This is a genomic window from Burkholderia sp. Ac-20349 (genome assembly GCF_017104865.1).
Taxonomy (GTDB): Bacteria; Pseudomonadota; Gammaproteobacteria; order Burkholderiales; family Burkholderiaceae; genus Burkholderia; species Burkholderia aenigmatica.
The window spans coordinates 37,267-57,932 of the sequence record NZ_JAAGPM010000012.1; the positions used below are offsets into that span (position 1 = coordinate 37,267).

Below are 20,666 nucleotides of genomic sequence, written 5' to 3' on the forward strand. Positions count from 1 at the left end.
AATGACCCATCGACACGAAAATATTCTCGTTACCTTCGGCACCCGCCCGGAAGCCATCAAGATGGCGCCGCTCGTTCGCGCGCTGCGGGCCCGCGAAGGCGTGCGCTGCGGCGTTTGCGTGACGGCGCAGCATCGCCAGATGCTCGACCAGGTGCTCGACCTTTTCGATATCGCGCCGGATTACGATCTCGACCTGATGCGCGATGGGCAGACGCTCGGCAGCCTGACCGGGCACATCCTCAATGCACTCGACCCCGTGCTCGAGTCGTTCCGGCCGGATCTCGTGCTCGTGCACGGCGATACGACCACCACGCTCGGTGCGACGCTCGCAGCCTATTACCGGCGCATCCCGGTGGGTCACGTGGAGGCTGGCCTGCGCACCGGCAACCTGTATTCGCCGTGGCCGGAAGAGGCGAACCGGAAGGTGACCGGTGCGCTCGCGCTGCATCACTTTGCGCCGACGGAAACGTCGCGGGCAAACCTGCTTGCGGAGGGCATCGACGGCGCGTGTGTGCACGTGACCGGCAACACCGTGATCGACGCGCTGTTGACGATCACCGAGCGCCTGAAGCGCGACCGGGCGCTGGTGCGGCTGATGCGCGAGCGGTTCCCGCTGGTCGACGACGAGCGGCGGATGATCCTCGTGACCGGCCATCGCCGCGAGAACTTCGGCCGCGGGTTCGAACAGATCTGCGAAGCGATCGCAACTGTCGCGAAGCGCTATCCCGAGTGCCGGATCGTCTATCCGATGCACCTGAATCCGAATGTGCGCGAGCCCGTCATGCGACTGCTCGGCGACATCGACAACGTCGCGCTGATCGAGCCTCAGGAGTATTTGCCGTTCGTCTATCTGATGAGCCGCGCGTGGCTCATCCTGACCGATTCCGGCGGGATCCAGGAAGAAGCGCCGTCGCTCGGCAAGCCGGTGCTCGTGATGCGCGACACCACGGAGCGACCGGAAGCCGTCGCGGCCGGTACGGTGAGACTGGTCGGCACCGAGGTCGAGCGCCTCGTCGGCGCGGTGGTCGAGCTGTGGGAAGACGGTAGCGCCTATCGCGCGATGAGCCGCGCGCACAACCCGTATGGCGACGGCCGCGCGAGCGAACGGATTGCGGATCTGCTCGTCTCGCCGCCCATTTCGACGCAAGGGCCAGCCTACCTGACCGGCTCGCTCTGCTGATTACCCAGACGTCTGGAGAACCCCATTCATGTCATTCGAAACCGTTTCCGTCATCGGGCTGGGCTATATCGGCCTGCCTACCGCGGCGGCCTTTGCCGCACGTCGTAAAAGCGTGATTGGCGTCGATGTGTCGCAACATGCCGTCGACACGATCAATCGCGGCCAGATCCACATCGTCGAACCCGAACTGGACATGCTCGTGCATGCGGCCGTGACGCAAGGCTACCTGCGCGCGACGGCGACACCCGAGCCGGCCGATGCGTTCCTCATCGCGGTGCCGACGCCGTTTACCGACGGCAACAAGCCGGACCTGAGCTACATCGAGGCTGCGTGTGCGGCGGTCGCACCGGTATTGAAGAAGGGCGACCTGGTGGTGCTGGAATCGACTTCGCCGATCGGTGCGACCGAGAAGATGGCCGCGTGGCTCGCGGCGCAACGCCCGGACCTGACGTTCCCGCAGCAGGCAGGCGAGCGCTCGGACATCCGGATTGCGCATTGCCCCGAGCGTGTGCTGCCGGGCCATGTGGTGCGCGAACTCGTGGAGAACGACCGCGTGATCGGTGGGATGACGCGCAAATGCGGCATGCGGGCACAGGAGCTGTACGCGGTATTCGTGCGCGGCGAGTGCATCCTGACCGATGCGCGCACGGCGGAGATGTGCAAGCTGACCGAGAACGCATTCCGCGATGTGAACATCGCATTCGCGAACGAACTGTCGGTGATTTGCGACGCGCTCGACATCAACGTGTGGGAACTGATCCGGCTGGCGAACCGCCATCCGCGCGTCGACGTGTTGCAGCCGGGGCCGGGCGTCGGCGGTCATTGCATCGCGGTCGATCCGTGGTTCATCGTCGATTCGGCGCCGGAGCATGCGCGCCTGATCCGCACCGCGCGCAACGTGAACGACGACAAGCCGCGCTTTGTGTACGAGCGTATTCGGCGGGCGGCCAGCCGGTTCCGCGAGCCGGTGATCGCATGTCTCGGGCTTGCGTTCAAGGCGGACATCGACGATCTACGCGAGAGCCCGGCGATCGCGATCGTCGAAGCGCTGGCGGAGCATGCCGGCGCGACGCTGCTGGTCGTCGAGCCCAACATCCGCGCGTTGCCGGCATCGCTCGAAGCAAAGGTCCGGCTGTGCGATCTGAATACCGCGTTGGCCGAGGCCGACGTGATCGTCATCCTGGTCGATCACGCGCCGTTCCGGCGCATGGACCCGGTGCGGCTGCAGACCAAGGTCGTGATCGACACGCGCGGCGTGCTGACGCGCGGTTGACGGGCTAGCGCGTGAAAGTCATGTTGCGGAACGCCGATGCGAAAAAGTTGCTGGGGCGCCTCGAGGCACTCGTCTGTACGGGGGCGCCCGGCCTCTATCGGGTGCTGACGTTTTGGGTCGTTCAGCGGCTTTATTCATTGGACGAACTCGGGCATGCGGCGTCCAACGTGTCGATCGCGCAGATGATCGGCTTCTTCACGGCGATCGGCTGGGCGACCCTGATCCTGGTGCGCGTACCGGCGAGCGACGGGAAGCAGGCAGCGCGCGATGCGTTCTACTCGCTGGTGTCGATGGCCGGATGGACGACCGTGGCAGCCACGCTCGCGTGCGTGCTGGTGTTCGCGACCGGTCTCGTCGCGTTCGATCTCGGCGGCGTGGTCGCGCTGATGTGGGGCTGGACCGTGTATCAGCTCGCGCGGCATTTCTTCGTGTCGTACCGCCGTTACCGGATCACGATTGCGTTCGATTGCGTGTTGATTGTGGGGTCGTGCGCGATGCTTCGGGTCGGGACGTACCACGGCTATTCCGCATCGCTGTGTCTCGCCGGTGCGCTGATCGTGGTAGCCGCCGCGATGTTCGTGGCGATTGGCGCACCGGCACGGCACGCGGTGTCGATGTGCATCGACGCGAAGGGGTTGCAGTTCGGGCTGACGAATTTCCTGTCCGGCGGCATCGCGCTCGCGATCGTGCCGGCGGCGAAGGCGATGTGCGGCGCGTCGTTCGCAGGGATGCTGTCGCTGTTCGCGTCGGTGACCGCGGTCGGCAATCTGCTGCCGCGCGCGATTTCGATCGCGCAGTTGCCCGATCTCGCGAAGCGGAAGAAGGACAAGGCGCCCCTCGATGCGACGCTGGGTGCGATGCGGCGCAACATCGACCTGTCTAACCTGGTCGTGCTCGTTGCGAACCTGGCGATGGTGGCGGGGCTGACTTACCACTACGGGGCCGACGGAAGCGGCGCGTACATGGCGCTTGCGGGCGGCGTTCTGATGGCGATCCTGTGCGCGGCCGGGGTACTCGGTGTCGTCGGCAGCAACGTGATGATGGCGTTCGAGCAGAGCGCGGTCACCGCGCGTATCAACATCGCCACGTCGACGCTGTTCGGTGTGCTGCTCGGCGGCAGTGTCGCGATCGGTGACGAAGCCGGGTTCTTCTGCATGCTCGCGGCCGCCGTGGTGGTGACACTGATCCGGAACGCGATCGTCGTCATGCACGCGCGGCGGGTGTGCGCCGCGTATGCGGAATCGATCGGCGAGGCTGGCGTCACGGATCGGAAGGCGTTGCCGGCGGCGTCGGGAGCGCGCCGATGACCATGGCGATTCGAGTGCCCGCCATCAGGCTGCATCGGCGCTCGCGGGTCGCCGACCTGGGAGCCGGTCTGCTGGCGCTCGCGTACGTCGTATTCTGCGTCAGCGATACGTTGCTCACGCTTGATGACGTTCGTTCGCAAGTCGTGAAGATGGGCGCGTTCGGCCTGGTGTTCGCGGCGATCCTGCTGCGTCCGCGCTTTCATCGGCTGGCCGTCGTCGTGCTCCCGATCGCCACGTCGCTCTGCATCGGGATGCTGCTGTCGTTCAATACCCGCGCGGGGATCGAGGAATTCATCCGCTTTCTCTTTCCGGTCGCGATCACGGTGGCGATCTTCCCGTACCGCGACCGGCTCGATGTGCTGGTCAGGACGTTCGTCGGCGTGGTCGTGAGCAACGATCTGTTCCAGTTGTATTTCTACGTGTCGTATGCGATCGGGTTGCCGCTGTTCATGCCGGTCCGGATCGATTCGGGGTTGTTCCTGCGCGCGCAGGGGTGGATGGGGTTCTTTTCGGAATTCAGCTTCATCAATTTTTGTGCGTTCCTGCTGTGCCGCTGGTACTGGTCCGGCCGCCGCGCGGCGATCGCGTCATGGGGCTTCCTGTGCTTCGGGTTGCTCGGCTTCTCGTTCAAGCTGTTCGCGGCGCTGGCGTTCTATCCGTTCGTGAGGAACGTCCGGGACGTGCGCGCGTGGCTGGCCACTGCCGGCATCGCCGGCATGGCGCTCGCGCTCATGGCGATGGGGATGCTCGATTCGCTGATGAGAGTCGGCATGGCGAAGGTCCTGTTCTACGTCGTCGCCGGCAATTCGGCGCGCGCGGAATCCTATCGCGTGATGTTGGAGTCGATCGGCAACGGCAATCTGCTCGGCGAAGGTCTGGGCAGCTTTGGTGGTCCGGCATCGGTGCGGTTCTCGTCGCCGCTTTACCAGCACTATCACTTCGACTGGTATGGACTCGGCGGACTGTTGAAAACCACCGACACGTTCTACCCGCACCTGTTCGTCGAGATGGGCGTGTTCGGCGCGATCGCGTGGCTGGTGTTCGTGCTGGCATACGGGCAAGTTCGGCACAAACCGGCCGTCTGGTTTTACGTCGTCGGTGCGTTCTGCTTCGACAACATTTTCTCGATGGCGTTTGTGTCGCCGTCTTACGTATTTTCCGCACTGCTTGCCATGTACGCATTCTCGTGGGGGCGGCCGGGCGCCGGCCCGGCGTGTCGCGGCGGTGCGGCGGAGGTTCATTCATGAAAATTCTCGTCGTCACGAACATGTATCTCGGCAACAACAGCGCCAGCCCGTGGCAAGGCGTGTTCGTAACCGAGCAGGTCGAGGCGCTGCGGCGTTCCGGCGGCTGTACGGTCGATGTGCTCGTCATCGAAGGCTATCGCGACAAGGGCGAGTATCTACGATCGATCGGGTATGTTTGGAAGAAGGCACGATCGGGACCGTACGACGTCGTGCATTTCCACTTCGGCCTGAGTGCGTGCTCCGCGCCGCTGGTCAGGTTGTTCACGCGAGCACGGGTCGTCATCACGTTTCATGGCACGGACATCCTCGGCCCGCTGTGGATCCGTGCCGTGTCGCAATCGATGGCCTGCTTCGCACATGCCTGCATTGGCGTGAGCGCGGAAATCTCCGCGCGTTTGCGCGGGCTGCGCCGCCGCGTGGAGACGATCCCGTGCGCCGTCGACGAGACGGTGTTCGTCGCGCATCGCGACGACGCGCAGACGGCATCCATGATGCCGATCGTCGTCTTTCCGTCGTCGCCGAAGCGCGCCGAGAAGAACTATCCGCTGTTTGCCCGGGTGCTGCGGCAGCTTTCGGAGCAGCACGGCATCCGGGTGCAGGAGCGGCATATCGACGGCCTCGAGCGAGGCGAAGTGCGAGACCTGCTGGCACGCGCCGCGTGCCTGCTGATGACATCGACGCGAGAAGGGTCGCCGCAGTCGGTCAAGGAAGCGATGGCGCTCGGCCTGCCGGTCGTGTCGGTCGATGTCGGTAACGTGCGGCAATTGCTCGATGGGGTGTCGCCGGGCATGGTCGTGTTCGATCACGACCTCGGGCGCCTCACGAACGAACTCGCCGATGTCCTGCGTGCCGGCGGACGATCCAACGGGCGCGAGCGGCTGGCGGCGCTCGGTTGCTTCTCCGCCGATGTGTCGACGAAGTTGAAGGCGTTGTACGCATCGCTTCGCCGGCCGTCCCGGTCGGCTCACGATGTTCCGGATGTCGAAAACCACGATAACGAGGCCATGCGATGAAGCGCGCTGAATTCTTTTCATGCCCGATCGACCTGATGTCCATGAACGACACGGTGGACTGGATCGGCGAGAGGGTGGCGCAACGGCAATTTACGCAACACGTCGTCATCAACGTTGCGAAGATCGTCAACCTGCAGCGCGATGCGGAGCTTGCCGCGTCGGTTCGCGAATGCGACATCGTCAACGTCGATGGCATGGGCGTTGTCTGGGGCGCGCGACTGCTCGGCATTCCCGTGCCGGAGCGCGTGGCAGGCGTGGACCTCTTCGATCGGCTGCTGGCGCTGGCCAACCTGAAAGGGCTGCCGGTCTATCTGCTCGGCGCGACGCCGGACGTCGTGGAGCGGGTTGTCGCGGTGGTGGCGGCGCGTTATCCGGGACTGCCGATCGCCGGATATCACCACGGCTATTTCCGGGACGACGAACAAGCGGTCGTGGACGATATTCGCCGGTCGGGTGCACGGCTGCTGTTCGTTGCGATCACGTCGCCGCACAAGGAAAACTTCATCAATCGCTGGAAATCGCAGTTGGGCGTCGATTTCGTGATGGGCGTAGGCGGCACGTTCGACGTCGTGGCGGGGAAGGTGGCACGTGCGCCGCTGTGGATGCAGCGTAGTGGGCTGGAGTGGGCGTTCCGCGTGATCCAGGAACCAGGGCGGATGTGGAAACGCTATCTGTCGACCAACAGCCGGTTCCTGATGATGCTGGCGCGCGCGTACGTACTCCGGTTGTTCCGTCGCAAAGGAGCGTTCAGTGCGGAGTAGGTTCGTTGTTGCTGCATGCATGTTCGCCGCATCGGTTTGCCATGCGAGTCCGGCAGGCGGCACGCTGGAGGAAGCGCGCTTCTACCGCTCGGACTGGGCGAACGGTATCGATCCGCAGCTTCGTCTGCAGGAACCTGAGCCGCAGAACATCACGAATACCGATAATCACGGCGCGCTGTTGAAGGTGGCGATGCGCCGCTCGCAGGACTTCAGCGGTGTAGCAAGCGGCACGCCGCGTTCGGAGGTGAGTTTTGCTCCGGTATTTCGCTTCATCAATGGCCACGATTACGAGGTGCGGTGGTCGACGGTGATCCCGGCCGACTACCGGTTCGATTCCAGGCAGCCGGAACTCATCGCACAGTTGCATCAGGGCAGCAGCGACGGACCGCCGCCGTTCGCATTGCTGCTGAACGACGGGAAATACGAAGTCGACGTACGCGGCGCGCCGGGCACGCCGACCCGGTCGTTTGCGTTCGGCGACCCGGCTGCGGACAGGGGGCAGCCGGTGTGGTGGGTGCTGCGGTACAGGCCGGACGATCGTGGCGTCGACGCGCTGACCGACGTGTACCGGAACGGTGAACGCGTTGTGCACGTCGCAGGTGTCCCGAATGCGTATCCGGACGATCGCAACGCGTACTTCAAGCTCGGCCTTTACAAATGGTGGTGGAAGACACGCCCGTCCGATGTGACCGAACGGACAATGTATTACGGCGATATCGAGATGAAGATGGTGCGCAAGACGGCCGGCGGAGTCGAACCGTGCATGTGTTGGAGCGGCTCGCCGGAAGCCCGATGATGACGTTGCCGTCGCGTGTCGGGCTTCCGGGGAACCGAGTCAACCGTTCCGGAAAATCTCGCCATACGCGCTCAACGCCGGTACGCCGCCGAGATGCGCATACAGCACTTTCGACCCCGGTTCGAATTCGCCAAGCCGTACCTTGTCGATCATCCCGTGCATCGACTTCCCTTCGTACACCGGATCCGTCAGCATGCCTTCGAGCCGTGCACACAGGCGAATCGCTTCGAGCGTGCCGTCGTACGGCAGCCCGTATTCGGGGCCGGCGTAGCGCGTGTCGAGCACCACGTCCTCCGCGGTGATCGGCCGGCCGAGGTCCACGAGTCCGGCGGTATGCCGCGCGATGCGCGTGATCTGTTCGTGCGTGCGCTCGGGCGTTGCCGACGCGTCGATCCCGATCACGCGGTCGGCGCGCCCGTCGGCCGCGAAGCCGACGACCATCCCCGCCTGCGTGCTGCCCGTGACCGAGCACACGACGATGTAGTCGAACTTGAAGCCGAGTTGTGCCTCCTGCGCACGCACTTCTTCCGCGAAACCGACGAAGCCGAGCCCGCCGAGCGGATGCTCGGAACAGCCGGCCGGAATCGGGTAGGGCTTGCCGCCCGCTTGCCGCACGCTCTCCATCGCTTCTTCCCAGCTGCGGCGAATACCGATGTCGAAGCCGTCGGACACGAGCCGCACGTCCGCGCCCATCATGCGCGACAGCTGGATGTTGCCGACACGGTCGTACACCGGATCTTCGTAGTTGACCCAGTGCTCCTGCACGAGTACGCATTTCATCCCGAGGTGCGCGGCGACGGCCGCGACCTGGCGCGTCTGGTTCGACTGCACGCCGCCGATCGACACGAGCGTATCCGCACCCTGCGCGAGCGCATCGGGGACGAGGTATTCGAGCTTGCGCGTCTTGTTGCCGCCGAATGCGAGGCCGCTGTTGCAGTCCTCGCGTTTCGCATACAGTTCGACCTTGCCGCCGAGGTGTTCGCTCAGGCGCTTGAGCGGCTGGATCGGCGTCGGGCCGAACGTGAGCGGATAACGGGGGAAACGTTGCAGGTTCATCGGCGGGCTCCGGAAAGCGGTGGGCGGGAAACGGAATCGTTCGGGCGCGGCAGGCAAGCCATGTTCCGACGAGAAAAATGATAGGCAGAAGCGTGAGAAATGAGCTTGCGAAATAATTTGCGGTGGCCTACGTTATCGACGATACGGGAGTGTCATAAACAATTTTGATTCGTTAGGCATGAGGATTGCGCAATGAAATTAGATCGAGGCAGCGCATCGCCGGCCGACGCCGCCCCGGCGCTCGATCGCATCGACCGCGCGATCCTGCGGCAACTGCAGCAGGACGCGTCGATCTCCAACGTGAGCCTCGCGGCGAAGGTGAAGCTGAGTGCGCCGGCGTGCCTGCGGCGCGTCGAGCGTCTGAAGGAAATGGGGCTGATCCGCGGCATCGTCGCGTTGCTCGATCCGAAGCCGCTCGGTGCCGGGATGCTGGTCGTGATCGGCTTCGTGCTGGATCGCTCGACGCCCGAGGCGTTCGCCGCATTCGAGAAGGCCGCGCAGAAGGTGTCGGGGTGCGTCGAGTGCCACGTCGTGACAGGCGAATTCGACTATTTCATGCTCGTGCGCACGCGCGACAACGAGAGCTTCAACAGGCTGCACGCCGAACAATTGCTGTATTTGCCGGGCGTGCGCCAGGTGCGCTCGTTCATGGTGCTGAAGGAAATCCTGTCGACGCACGCGCTGCCGTTGTAGTGACGGCAGCACGTGCGTTGCCGAAGCCGCCGATCGCCCGCGCGGAGCGATCGGCGGCATCAGCGGGCGCTACCGGTCAATTGCGGGCCGCGACGATGCGCGCACCGACGAGCGGCACCGACGCATCGCGCTTCGTGGCCACGTTGTCGACCAGCTCGCCCTCGTTCTCGCCCGCGATGGCCCCGTAATGCTGGCCCGCATTGCCCATCACGACGACGCGACTCGTGGTTGACGACTGCCCGACGTAGCCGAAGTTCGCGCCGACGAGCCCGCCGAGCGCGGATTGCCGCAGCGCGGACACCGTACCGCCCGACGACGAGCGCTTGATGGTGCCGTGGTTGCGGCCGACGAGGCCGCCGACGTCGCTGAGATCGCCGCCCTGCGCCGCGCCGCTCGCACGGGATGCGACGATGCTGCCGAGCGAATGCCCGACGAGACCGCCGACCCGGCTGCGTGTGTCGGCGGCGACGTTGCCTGTCGCCGTCGATCGCGCGATGGCGCCGTCGTTGAGGCCGACCAGCCCGCCTGCGTTCGACCCCTTGCCCGCCAGCACGTTGCCCGTTGCCGACGAATCGTCGATGTTGCCGGTGTTGCGGCCGACCAGCCCGCCGGCTTCGGCGTAATCAGCGGCCGTGACGTTGCCCGACGCAGTCGATTGGCGCACCGTGCCGTTGTTGTCGCCGACGAGGCCACCCGCGCGGTTCACGCCGGCGGCCGTCACGTTGCCGGACGCGCGCGACGCGCTGACCTTGCCCCAGTTCAACCCGACGAGGCCGCCGACGGCACTGTCGGCGCCCGCCACGACCGCGCCATCGGCGGAGGACCCATCGATGTCACCACCGTTGAAGCCCGCGAGCCCGCCGACGTCGGAGCGCGCGCCGGCGCGCACGGTGCCGTGCGCGGTGGACGCGCGGATGCGTGCGCCGTTGTATCCGGCGAGGCCGCCCGTCTGGCTCGATTTGCCCGACCGGACATCGCCGCTTGCGGCCACGGTGTCGAGCGTGCCGTCGTTGGTGCCGGCAAAGCCGCCGGTGCGACCCGAATCGCCCGCCGTGACGTTGCCGTGCGCGTGCGACGCGAGGATGTCGGCGTTGTTCACGCCGACGAAGCCGCCGGCGTCGCTCGAATCGCCTGCCACGACGTCGCCGCTGGCGGTCGAAGCGTCGATCGTGCCGAAATTGAGGCCCGCGAACCCGCCCGCGATGCCGTAACGGCCGACGTTGACCGCGCCCGTCGCATGCGAATCCCGCACGGTGCCCAGGTTGAAGCCGACCAGGCCGCCGGCGATCGCGTTCTCGCGAGCCATTACCGACGCGGCCGACGAACTGCCGCGAACGACGCCGCCGAATTCGTTGACGCCGACCAGACCGCCCGCCACCGCGGAATCGCTGGAGGCAACGATGCCGCCGGTGCTCGACGACGCTTCGATCAGGCCCGCGTTGCGGCCGACGAGGCCGCCCACCGAACCGCTGCCGTCGGCGGCGATCAGGGTGTCGGCGCTGCTGTCGCGGATCGTGCCGGCCCGGCCGGCCAGCGTGACGTTCGCACCGGCGAGCCCGCCGACGTCGGATGCGTCGCGATCGGCGTCGATCCGGCCGGACACGCGGGCGCTCTCGATGGTGCCGCCGCGGTTCTCGCCGACCAGGCCGCCGGCCGTCGAACGGCCGCGCGACACGATGCGGATGTCCTGCGCGACGACGTTCGAGATCGTGCCCGTGTTGTAGCCGGCCAGCGTACCGACGGTCCCGGGCAGGCCGGATGCGGTCGCCGCGACGTTCCGCAGGCCGAGGTTCGCGATTCGGCCCGCATTCGCCGCGAACAGGCCGACATGGGCCGACGTGTTGTAGACGGAAAGGCGGGCGATGGTGTTGCCGAACCCGTCGAAGATGCCGGCGAACGCCGCGTTGCCGCCGATGCTGCGGAAGTTCGCGTTGTTGCCGTCGATCGCGTTGCCGAGCACGTAGCGGCCGTTCAGGTTCGCATCGATGCCGCGCAGGTCGTCGAGCGTATGGAGGACCTTGTAGTCTTCACCGTTCGAACGGTAGGTTGCGTCGTTGCCCGACAGCGTGATGACGGCCTTGTTGCCCGACAGCGCGTGGCCGTCCTTCGCGTTCAGCTCGAGGTGCGCGCGGCGGCCGGTGAGGCTGACGGCATCGTTGATCCGGATCCGCTTTGCGGCGTTGACGTTCAGGCTCGCGTTGGCGCCGCTTGCGGAGATCGCGTGGTCGACGACGATGTCGCCGCTGCGCGACGTGAGCGTGAGCGCGTTGTCGCTGGTCCATGCGACCGGCCCGCCGACCCGGAGGTGCTCGCGCGTGTTGGCGAGGTCGATACTCGTGGTGCCCAGGTTGCGGGACAACGTGTCGGCGCCGATCGAGCGGCCCGTGTCGTTCGCGCCGTTCACGCCGGCGTTGGCGGCTTCGATCGCCCAGGTGCCCACACGGTTGCCAGCGCGCGTGTCGACCTGGGTGCCGGCGGCGATGTCGACGCGCTCGCCGCGCGTCGTGACGGCGCCGGCCGGCGCGCCGGCTTCGCCGGCGCTTGCGTCGAGGTGGCCGGCGACCTTCACGGTGCCGCCGTCGAGGGTGATCCTGCCGCCGCGCCCGTTCAGGCCGCGTGCTTCGACGACGCCGGTATTGTTGACGACGGCGTCGAGCAGATTGCCTGCTGCGCGGGCGGTCATCAGCACGTCGCCGCCGTCGGCCTTCAGCAGGCCGCCGTTGCTGGCTTCGGCATTCACCGCGCCGCCGTCGACCTGCACGTCGAGCAGCCCGTTGCCGTCGAAGTTCACGGTGAACGCGTCGCCTGCGGCAAGCGTGACACGGCCGAGCTTCGCCTGGATCACGCCGTGGTTGGACACGCGCGCGCCGAGCAGCGCGATGCTGCCGCCGTCGGCGGCGGAGAGGGTGCCGTGGTTGACGATCGAGCGGGTCGAGTTGCCGGAGAAGCGATAGCGGCCGGCCTGGAAATCGGCGTCGGAGATGTCTTTCGTCGACGCGACGAGGCCGCCGACGTTGACCTGAGCACCGGCGCCGAAGAGGACGCCGTTGGGGTTCACGAGGAACACGCGGCCGTTGGCGCTGATTTGGCCGTCGATCTGGCTGCCCTGGTTGCCGATGACGCGGTTGAGCGCGACGGATACGGCGTTGGGCTGATTGAACGCGACGCGCTCGCCGTTGGCGACGCTGAAGTCGTTCCAGTTGGTGATCAGCTTGTCGGTGTGCTGGTTGATGTTCATCGTGCGGCCGTCGCCCGAGCGGACGATGTCGGCCTTGCCGGACGTGACGGCCTCGCCCGACGGCAGTGCGAACGCAGGCAGCGCGGCGAGGCCCAGCAGCGAGACCGCTGCGGCCGCGGCGCGTCTGCCGCTGCCCGTTTTGCCGCGCCGGTGCGCGGTTTCCCCGACCGCGGTCCAGCATCGCCGGGCCTGGTTCCATACCAATGCGTAGGTCTTGTTCATTGTTTTGTATTCCTGATGATCAAGTTGAATGACCCGTGCGACGAATGACGTTGCACGAGCGACGCACGAATGGCGATTACGCGCCATTCGCACATGCCGTTCGCCGGCCGGCATGCCAATCCGGCCGGCTTCCCGGACGCTCAGAAATACTGGGCGCCCTGCAACCAGATGCTCGGGCCGCGCGTGACCGTGGCCACCTGGCTCGCGCTGCCGAGCGGCCACGCGGCGGTCAGGCTGAGCTGCCGGCCCATGCCGTACCAGTTCAGGCCGAGGCCGGTCGCGGACAACTGCATCGTGTTGGGCTCGCGTGTCCACGGTTGCTTATTGAACTGCATGCGCCCGGTGTCGACGAAGGCGGCCGCCTGCCAGTTCGCGGCAGGCAGATAGCGAAGCTCGGCGGTGGCCTGCCAGCCCTGGTCGCCGGAGCCGGCGCCGAGGGCGTATGCGCGCACGCCATAGGGGCCGCCAAGGCTGAATTTTTCCGAGGAGTCGAGATTGCGTGACGCGAGTTGCGCGCCGAACTGGGTGTAGAACTGCACGCGCGAACCGAGCGCCTGCAGGCGCAATACGTTCACATTCAGCCTGGTGAAGCTGCCGTGCGTTTTCGCGAACCGGTTTGCTTCGAGCGGATCGTTACCGCGCATGCGGCCCGCGCCGAGCGTGACCGAGAAGCCGTTTCTGCCGCCGCCGAACCATTCGTCATGGCTGTTGCCGCTGACGGTGAACGACCACAGGCCAATGTGCTTGTCGCCGATGAAGTCGAGCACGCCGTAGTCGTCGCGCAGGCTCTTGTTTTCGTAGAGCACCTGTGCGTTGACGCTCATCTTGCGGCTGCGCAGCAGCGGTTGCGTCACGAACACGCTCCGGACGCTCGCGTTCCCGTGGAAGCCGAGCGGGCGAAATTCTCCGCCGAGGCGGTAGGTCATGTCCGAATAGGCAATGCCGACCCGCGTCGAGGCCGGGCCGACCGGCAACTGGTACGCCGCGCGGTAGTAACGCTGGTTCGTGTTGCTGGTGAGTCCGCGCAACGTGAATTGATCGCCGAGCCGCAGTGGCGAATTGACCGCGACGTTCCCGGTCGCGCGGTATCGGCCCGTCAGCGGATCGCCGAAGTTGTCGAGCTCGAGGCCGCCGGTGGCGAAGGGCGCGCGTTCGACGTCGATCGCGAGATCGGTCGTGCCGGGCTCGGCGCCCGCGCGCAGCGTGCCTTTCGCGTTCACGCCCGGCAGTTCGTCGAGCAGCATCAGGCTGCGTTGGAGATCTGCGCCGTGCACCACGTCGCCCGGCCGCAGCGAGCGGATCGGCTGGCGAGCCACGCCATCGAGCACGCGCGAGCGGTTGTGCAGCTCGATCGCGCCGTAGCGCCCTTCGACGACGGCGATGCGCACGACGTCCTGCTCGATGTCCTGGGCGGGCAGATAGGCGCGCGCGAGCACGTAGCCGCGCGACCGGTAGTAGGCGGTGATTCGCGCGGCGGCCTGACGCAGTTCGTCGAAGCCCAGTTCCTGGCCGACGAGGTCGGCGAGTTCGTGTTGCAGTGGCGCGCTGTCGAGCAGGCGATTGCCTTCGAGTTCGAATGCGCGGACATGCACGCGCGGGCCTGCGTCGGCTGCCGGCTCGTTGCCCGTGGGCGACGCGGGCAGGGCGATCTCGGGCGCCGTGGCGGGCGGCAGCGACGGTCGAACCGTTTCGACGTCGCGCAGCGATTGTCCTGCTCCCGGCAACTGGGCGGCTGTGAGGCCCGGCGACAGCAGCAGGAAGGCCAGCAGGCGGGTGACGTGGCGACGCGGGCTGGGCGCGACGTGCGGCGTGCGCATGTCGTCGTGGCACGAAAGGGGGGCAAGCATCGGTGTCGCCAGGCGCTCGTGAGCGGTGACGCAGGCAGGACGACCGTGGGTGGCCGGCGTGGAAAGACAGGGTGATGCGCGAATAAGCCACCTCGGAGGCTGGAATACTGATCCGGCGAATCGCATTCGAGCCGGGTCGATGAAGCTGCGAGGAATGTTACGAACGATCGTCGCGCGAGAAAATTGAACAAGTACTAATCAGCGGTGGGAACTTATGTTTTTTGTCGGATTTTTCGCGATTTGTTTCGCGCCGGGATATTGACCGATCGCACTGCCGAGGCAGATCGCTTGGCAATGAAGATCGATTCCCGTGAACTTGAACGTTGCCGGCCCCCGATGCGGAAGGGGCCGGCGACGCAGTGCGAGGGTGAGGTTACTTCATGATGACCGGCGGACGCTCGTTGTCGATGTAGCCGAGGTTGATGGCGTAAAACGCGAACTTTGCAGCCGGACCGGACGTCGAGCTGTCTTCTATCCAGCCCGTGTTCAGCCCGACGAGCCCGCCGAGGAAGAACGGATTGTCCGACGGATTGCCGTTGATCGTGGTGCTTGCCGTCGATGAGCGGATCCCGCCTGCGTTCATGGCAACGAGACCGCCCAGATCGGAACCCGTGCCGCCGATCGTGCCGGATGCCGATGCGTTCTCGATCAGCCCGCCGACATAGTTGTAGCCGACGAGACCGCCGATCGTCGAGCGAAGCGCCGTGACGGTGTTGGTGGCGGAGGCATGCCGGATCGTGCCGCCCAGCGCGTTGACGCCGACAAGGCCGCCCGCGACCGCCAGCGGCTGCGATCGAACGGTGCCGCTGGCGCTGGCGTGCTCGATCGTGCCGGCGTTGTAGCCGGCGAGGCCGCCGACCTGGCTGCCGAGGCCCGCGAGGACCAGCGCGTCGGACGAGACGCGGCGCAGCGTGCCGGATTCGTTTTCGCCGACGAGGCCGCCGACGTTCATGTAGGAACCGCCGGTGACCCGGCCGCTGCTCGACGAGTCGGCAATGGTGCCCGAGTTCGAACCCGCCAGGCCGCCGACGCTTTGCGAGTAGCGCGCGAAGGCGCTGCTGGACTCCACCGACACGTCGGCATCGGCATGACTGTTCGCGATGATCGCGTCATCGCCGTCGTTTCGGCCGACCAGGCCGCCGACGCTGACGCTGTCGTTCCGCGCGGACACCCGCCCGGAGAAGTTGACGGCGTCGATGGTTCCGTCGACGTTGCGGCCGACGAGGCCACCCACCATGCCGAACCGGCCGCCATTGCCGGCCACCGTGATGTTCGTCGCAACGACGTTGCGGATCTGGCCGCCGGCATTGACGCCGACGAGGCTGCCCAGCGCCGCGTTGTAACCCGCGCCTGTCGAGCTCGCGCTGAGCGAGTCGAGCCGGAGATTGCCGATCCACCCGGTGTTGTACGCGAACAGGCCGACTGCGTTGCCGCCCGGATTGGTGATGTCGACGCGGGCGATGGTGTTGCCGAGACCGTCGAACACGCCGCCGAACGCGCGGTTGCCGCCGATGCTGCGGAAGTTGGCACGGTTGCCGTCGATCCTGTTGCCCAGGACGTAGCGGCCGTTCAGGTCACCGTCGATCCGGCGGAGATCGTCGAGCGTATGCAGCACCTTGTAGTCGTTGCCGTTGGATCGATACGATGCGTTGGCGCCCGACAGTGTGACGGCAGCATGCTCCGTTGCGAACGTGTGGCCGTTCTTCGCGTTCAGTTCGAGATGCGCGTCTTGCCCGGTGAGCTTCACGGCGTCGGTGATGCGGATGCGGTTCGCGGCATTCACGAGCAGGCGCGCGTGCGCACCGCTGGCCGACACCGTGTTCCGGAGGTCGACGTTGCCCTGGCGCGACTCGAGCGCCAGCGTGTTGTCGCTGGCCCACGAAACAGGCGCGCCCACGACGAGATCGCCGTGCGTATTCGAGAGCTCGACACTCGCGGTGCCCAGGTTGCGGGACAACGTGTCGGCGCCGATCGAGCGGCCCGTGTCGTTCGCGCCGTTGACGCCCGCATTGGCGGCCGCGATCGTCCAGGTGCCCGCACGGTTGCCTGCGCGCGTGTCCACCTGTGCGCTGGCGGCGACGTCGACGCGCTCGCCGCGCGTCGTGACGGCGCCGGCCGGCGCGCCCGCTTCACCGGCGCTCGCGTCGAGATGGCCGGCGACCTTCACGGTGCCGCCGTCGAGCGTGATCCTGCCACCGCGCCCGTTCAGGCCGCGTGCTTCGACGACGCCCGTATTGTTGACCACAGCGTCGAGCAGGTTGCCTGCCGCGCGGGCGGTCATCAGCACGTCGCCTCCGTCGGCCTTCAGCAGCCCGCCGTTGCTGGCCTCGGCGTTCACCGCGCCGCCGTCGACCTGCACATCGAGCAGCCCGCTGCCGTCGAAGTTCACGGTGAATGCGTCGCCCGCGGCAAGCGTGACGTGGCCGAGCTTCGCCTGGATCACGCCGTGGTTGGATACGCGCGCGCCGAGCAGCGCGATGCTGCCGCCGTCGGCGGCGGTGAGGGTGCCGTGGTTGACGATCGCGCGGGTCGAGTTGCCCGAGAAGCGATAGCGGCCGGCCTGAAAATCGGCGTCGGAGATGTCTTTCGTCGACGCGACGAGGCCGCCTACGTTGACCTGTGCGCCGGCGCCGAAGAGGACGCCGTTCGGGTTCACGAGGAACACGCGGCCGTTGGCGCTGATTTGGCCGTCGATCTGGCTGCCCTGGTTGCCGATGACGCGGTTGAGCGCGACGGACACGGCGTTGGGCTGATTGAACGAGACGCGTTCGCCGTTGGCGACACTGAAGTCGTTCCAGTTGGTGATCAGCTTGTCGGTGTGCTGGTTGATGTTCATCGTGCGGCCGTCGCCGGAGCGGACGATGTCGGCCTTGCCGGACGTGACGGCCTCGCCCGACGGCAGTGCGAACGCGGGCAGTGCGGCGAGGCCGAGCAGCGTGGCCGCGGCGGCCATGCGGCTGCCACCGGATTTGCCGCAGCGACGGGCCGTTTCCCCGGTTGCGACCCAGGCCCTCCGCGAGCGATTCCATACCAGTGCGTAAGTCTTGTTCATCGCGATTGTTTCCTTGTGGTTGGGTTGATGAACGGGAAGACATCGATAAGTTCTACGAATCGATGTGTCGAACGGGAGGGCCGGACGCCGGCCTCCCGACACCACCAGCGGCGCGACTGGTCATGGCCGCCCTTCGCTCGTGCCGGATCGGGCGCGGCTGCGCCCGTCAATCGTGTCTTGCACATGTCGAGTTCTCAGCGGCCGTGCGAGACGCGGGCCGCTGCGATCGGGCATCCGTGTGCCCGTGATGCTGTTGTGCGTTGCGGGTGCATGCCGGCAGGCATCGATTCTCCGCGCCCGGCGTGTCGGTGATGGATGTGGAAGAGGGGGCGAATGAATGGCCTCGAAATCTTGCTGAGGGCCGATACCGAATTCGGTGCGACCGATTGAAACGAAACCGATATTACGAAACACTTTCGGCTTCGAATATTGAACAAGTACGAGTGGTGCTGCGCCGGACATCATTTGTGTCGGATTTTGTCTGATTGACCCGGCATTCCTGGAAGACGCGGCGCACGCTGGCGCATCGGCGTGCACCGTTCGTACGTCGATTCGAGCGATTGACTATCATGCGCAACTGTGCGGCGCACGGCTCGTGCGCGGATGCCGATATGCCGCGACAACCCGACAGCGAGGGCATCATGGCAAGACAGACGATGGCGGAATACCTGGCGAAGACGCTCGCGGCAGCGGGCGTCGAGCGCATCTGGGGCGTGACGGGCGACAGCCTGAACGGCCTGTCGTTCAGCCTGAGCCAGATCGGCTCGATCCGCTGGATGCATACGCGGCACGAGGAAAGCGCCGCGTTCGCGGCCGGCGCGGATGCGGCGTCGACGGGGCGGCTCGCGGTGTGCGCGGGCAGTTGCGGCCCCGGCAATTTGCACCTGATCAACGGGCTGTACGACTGCCACCGCAATCACCAGCCGGTGCTGGCGATTGCCGCGCACATTCCGTCGACGGAAATCGGCCTCGGCTACTTCCAGGAAACCCATCCGCAGGAACTGTTCCGCGAGTGCAGCCACTTCGCGGAGCTCGTGACGAACGCGTCGCAGTTCCCGCGCGTGCTCGCGCGCGCGATGCGCACCGCGATCGACGAGCGCGGCGTCGCGGTGATCGTGCTGCCCGGCGACATCGCGCTCGGCGACGGTCCGGAAGAGCTGCCCGCGTGGAGCGAATCGGCGCCGCCGTCGATCCTGCCGGCCGATGCCGATCTCGACCGGCTCGCGGCGCTGCTCAATGCGTCCGACGCGGTGACGCTGCTGTGCGGCAGCGGCACGCAAGGCGCGCACGACGAGGTGGTCGCGCTGGCCGATACGCTCGGCGCGCCGGTCGTGCATGCGCTGCGCGGCAAGCAGTTCGTCGAATGGGACAACCCGTTCGATGTCGGAATGACGGGGCTGATCGGCTTCAGCTCGGGCTATCACGCGATGGAATCGTGCGACACGCTGCTGATGCTCGGCACGGATTTTCCGTACCGGCCGTTCTATCCGTCGAACGCGAAGGTTGCGCAGATCGACTGGAAGGGCTCGCAGCTCGGCCATCGCGCACCGCTCGCACTGGGCCTCGTCGGCACCGTGAAGGAAACGATCGCGGCGCTGCTGCCGCGCCTCACGCGCAAGACCCAGCGGCGCTTCCTCGAGAATGCCCTGAAGCACTATGCGGCGGCGCGCAAGGGCCTCGACGATCTCGCGGTGGCCGAGCCGCCGGGTCGCGCGATCCATCCGCAATACCTGACGAAGATCGTCGACGAAGTCGCGGCGGACGACGCGATCTTCACGGCCGACGTCGGCACGCCGACGCTGTGGGCCGCGCGCTACCTGACGATGAACGGCAAGCGGCAACTGCATGGCTCGTTCAATCACGGCTCGATGGCGAACGCGATGCCGCAGGCGCTCGGTGCGCAGGGCGCGCATCCGGGGCGGCAGGTGGTGTCGCTGTCCGGCGACGGCGGGCTGTCGATGCTGCTCGGCGATCTGCTCACCGCGCGGCAGCTCAAGCTGCCGATCAAGATCGTCGTGTACAACAACAGCCTGCTCGGCTTCGTGTCGATGGAGCTGAAGGCGGCCGGCTATCTCGACACGAACGTCGACCTGAGCCCGACCGACTTCGCGGCGATCGCGAAGGGCGCGGGCATCTTCAGCGTGCGCGTCGAGCATTCGGAGAACGTCGAAGAGGCGCTGCGCATGGCGTTCGCACATGACGGGCCGGCAGTGGTCGACGTCGTCACGTCGAAGTACGAGCTCGCGATGCCGCCGAAGATCGAGATCGCGCATGCGAAGGGCTTCAGCCTGTTCATGCTGCGCGCGATCCTCAGCGGGCGCGGCGACGAGATCGTCGAGCTCGCCAGAACCAACCTGCGGTGACACGGCGCCGCGCCGCGCTGCTTCGGGCCGCGCGCGCGGCGTACCGCATCGACGAACGCAGCGGGGTGCGTTCGTCCCCGCACGACGAATTGAACAACACGAAAACATGGCAATCGAGATTCGCGCCTACGAGGCATCCGACCTGCACACGCTGTCGGCCATCTGGTTCGACGCATCGCTGCTTGCGCATCCGTTTCTCGGCGAGGCGCGGCTGCGCGAGCAGCGCACGCTGATCGAACAGGTTTATCTACCCGAGGCGGAAACCTGGGTCGCGTGCCGGGCCGGCGAGCCGGTCGGCTTCATCGGCCTGCTCGACACGTCGATCGGCGGCTTGTTCGTCGCGCCGGCGATGCAGGGCCACGGGATCGGCCGCGCGCTGGTCGAGCATGCGCTCGCGCTCAAGGGCACGCTCGATCTCGAGGTGTACGCCGACAATCGCGCTGCCCATGCGTTTTACGCGCGGCTCGGCTTCGAGGAAGTATCGCGGCGCGACGAGGACGATGAGGGCTTGCCGTTCGCGAATATCCTGATGCGCGCCACGCGTTAAGCGTGCGGGCGGGTGCCGTGTGCCGCGTGGCGCGGCATCGGCCGCGATGACGTGCCCGCAAGCGAGCGCGT

At 66.5% G+C, this 20,666-nt stretch carries 14 protein-coding genes; 10 read left to right on the forward strand and 4 right to left on the reverse strand.

Translation table 11 applies throughout. From position 1 onward, the window contains the following. The first annotated feature begins 1 nt into the window (after position 1). From wecB to G3N61_RS06675, 7 genes are read left to right on the forward strand one after another with little or no spacing between them, the layout of a single operon-like run. A complete protein-coding gene (gene wecB, locus G3N61_RS06645) occupies positions 2 to 1,180 on the forward strand; it encodes a UDP-N-acetylglucosamine 2-epimerase (non-hydrolyzing) (RefSeq protein WP_205821899.1) in 1,179 nt (392 codons plus the stop codon). A gap of 28 nt (positions 1,181 to 1,208) precedes the next feature. Continuing rightward, on the forward strand, positions 1,209 to 2,453 hold the full coding sequence (wecC, locus tag G3N61_RS06650) for a UDP-N-acetyl-D-mannosamine dehydrogenase (protein ID WP_205821900.1): 1,245 nt from the start codon (positions 1,209 to 1,211) through the stop codon (positions 2,451 to 2,453). Positions 2,454 to 2,473: 20 nt separating this feature from the next. Continuing rightward, complete coding sequence (locus G3N61_RS06655; RefSeq protein ID WP_205821901.1) at positions 2,474 to 3,760, forward strand: hypothetical protein; 1,287 nt, start codon at positions 2,474 to 2,476, stop codon at positions 3,758 to 3,760. A gap of 14 nt (positions 3,761 to 3,774) precedes the next feature. Then, positions 3,775 to 5,007 carry a hypothetical protein gene (locus G3N61_RS06660; protein ID WP_205821902.1) on the forward strand — a complete coding sequence of 411 codons (1,233 nt, stop codon included), beginning with the start codon at positions 3,775 to 3,777 and terminating at the stop codon, positions 5,005 to 5,007. Further along, a complete protein-coding gene (locus tag G3N61_RS06665; protein WP_205821903.1) occupies positions 5,004 to 6,020 on the forward strand; it encodes a glycosyltransferase in 1,017 nt (338 codons plus the stop codon). The genes G3N61_RS06660 and G3N61_RS06665 overlap by 4 nt, the downstream gene beginning before the upstream one ends. Continuing rightward, positions 6,017 to 6,781 carry a WecB/TagA/CpsF family glycosyltransferase gene (locus G3N61_RS06670; RefSeq protein WP_205821904.1) on the forward strand — a complete coding sequence of 255 codons (765 nt, stop codon included), beginning with the start codon at positions 6,017 to 6,019 and terminating at the stop codon, positions 6,779 to 6,781. Before G3N61_RS06665 ends, G3N61_RS06670 begins: the two co-directional genes overlap by 4 nt. Positions 6,782 to 6,800: 19 nt before the next feature. Next, complete coding sequence (locus G3N61_RS06675; protein ID WP_205821905.1) at positions 6,801 to 7,577, forward strand: heparin lyase I family protein; 777 nt, start codon at positions 6,801 to 6,803, stop codon at positions 7,575 to 7,577. A gap of 39 nt (positions 7,578 to 7,616) precedes the next feature. Here G3N61_RS06675 and G3N61_RS06680 read toward each other — a convergent pair whose 3' ends face one another. Next, the gene (locus tag G3N61_RS06680; protein ID WP_205821906.1) at positions 7,617 to 8,633 is read right to left on the reverse strand and encodes a 1-aminocyclopropane-1-carboxylate deaminase; all 1,017 of its coding nucleotides are present in this window, start codon (positions 8,631 to 8,633) and stop codon (positions 7,617 to 7,619) included. A gap of 192 nt (positions 8,634 to 8,825) precedes the next feature. Between G3N61_RS06680 and G3N61_RS06685 the strand changes: the two genes are divergently transcribed. Beyond that, on the forward strand, positions 8,826 to 9,326 hold the full coding sequence (locus G3N61_RS06685) for an Lrp/AsnC family transcriptional regulator (RefSeq protein WP_011660086.1): 501 nt from the start codon (positions 8,826 to 8,828) through the stop codon (positions 9,324 to 9,326). A 76-nt stretch (positions 9,327 to 9,402) separates the two neighbouring features. Here the strand turns inward: G3N61_RS06685 and G3N61_RS06690 are convergent, their stop codons facing one another. The 3 genes from G3N61_RS06690 to G3N61_RS06700 all read right to left on the reverse strand — a co-directional run bounded on the left by G3N61_RS06690 (position 9,403) and on the right by G3N61_RS06700 (position 17,685). Then, on the reverse strand, positions 9,403 to 12,786 hold the full coding sequence (locus tag G3N61_RS06690; RefSeq protein WP_205821907.1) for a GLUG motif-containing protein: 3,384 nt from the start codon (positions 12,784 to 12,786) through the stop codon (positions 9,403 to 9,405). Positions 12,787 to 12,926: 140 nt separating this feature from the next. Then, positions 12,927 to 14,633 (reverse strand): ShlB/FhaC/HecB family hemolysin secretion/activation protein, encoded by a 1,707-nt coding sequence (locus G3N61_RS06695; RefSeq protein WP_205821908.1) that lies wholly within the window; start codon positions 14,631 to 14,633, stop codon positions 12,927 to 12,929. Positions 14,634 to 15,006: 373 nt separating this feature from the next. After that, positions 15,007 to 17,685 carry a GLUG motif-containing protein gene (locus G3N61_RS06700; protein WP_205821909.1) on the reverse strand — a complete coding sequence of 893 codons (2,679 nt, stop codon included), beginning with the start codon at positions 17,683 to 17,685 and terminating at the stop codon, positions 15,007 to 15,009. 641 nt (positions 17,686 to 18,326) lie between these two features. Here G3N61_RS06700 and poxB point away from each other — a divergent pair. Continuing rightward, a complete protein-coding gene (gene poxB / locus G3N61_RS06705) occupies positions 18,327 to 20,048 on the forward strand; it encodes a ubiquinone-dependent pyruvate dehydrogenase (RefSeq protein WP_205821910.1) in 1,722 nt (573 codons plus the stop codon). A 106-nt stretch (positions 20,049 to 20,154) separates the two neighbouring features. Further along, positions 20,155 to 20,595: a GNAT family N-acetyltransferase gene (locus G3N61_RS06710; RefSeq protein WP_205821911.1), complete on the forward strand. Its 441-nt coding sequence runs from the start codon at positions 20,155 to 20,157 to the stop codon at positions 20,593 to 20,595. The last annotated feature ends 71 nt before the right edge of the window (positions 20,596 to 20,666 follow it).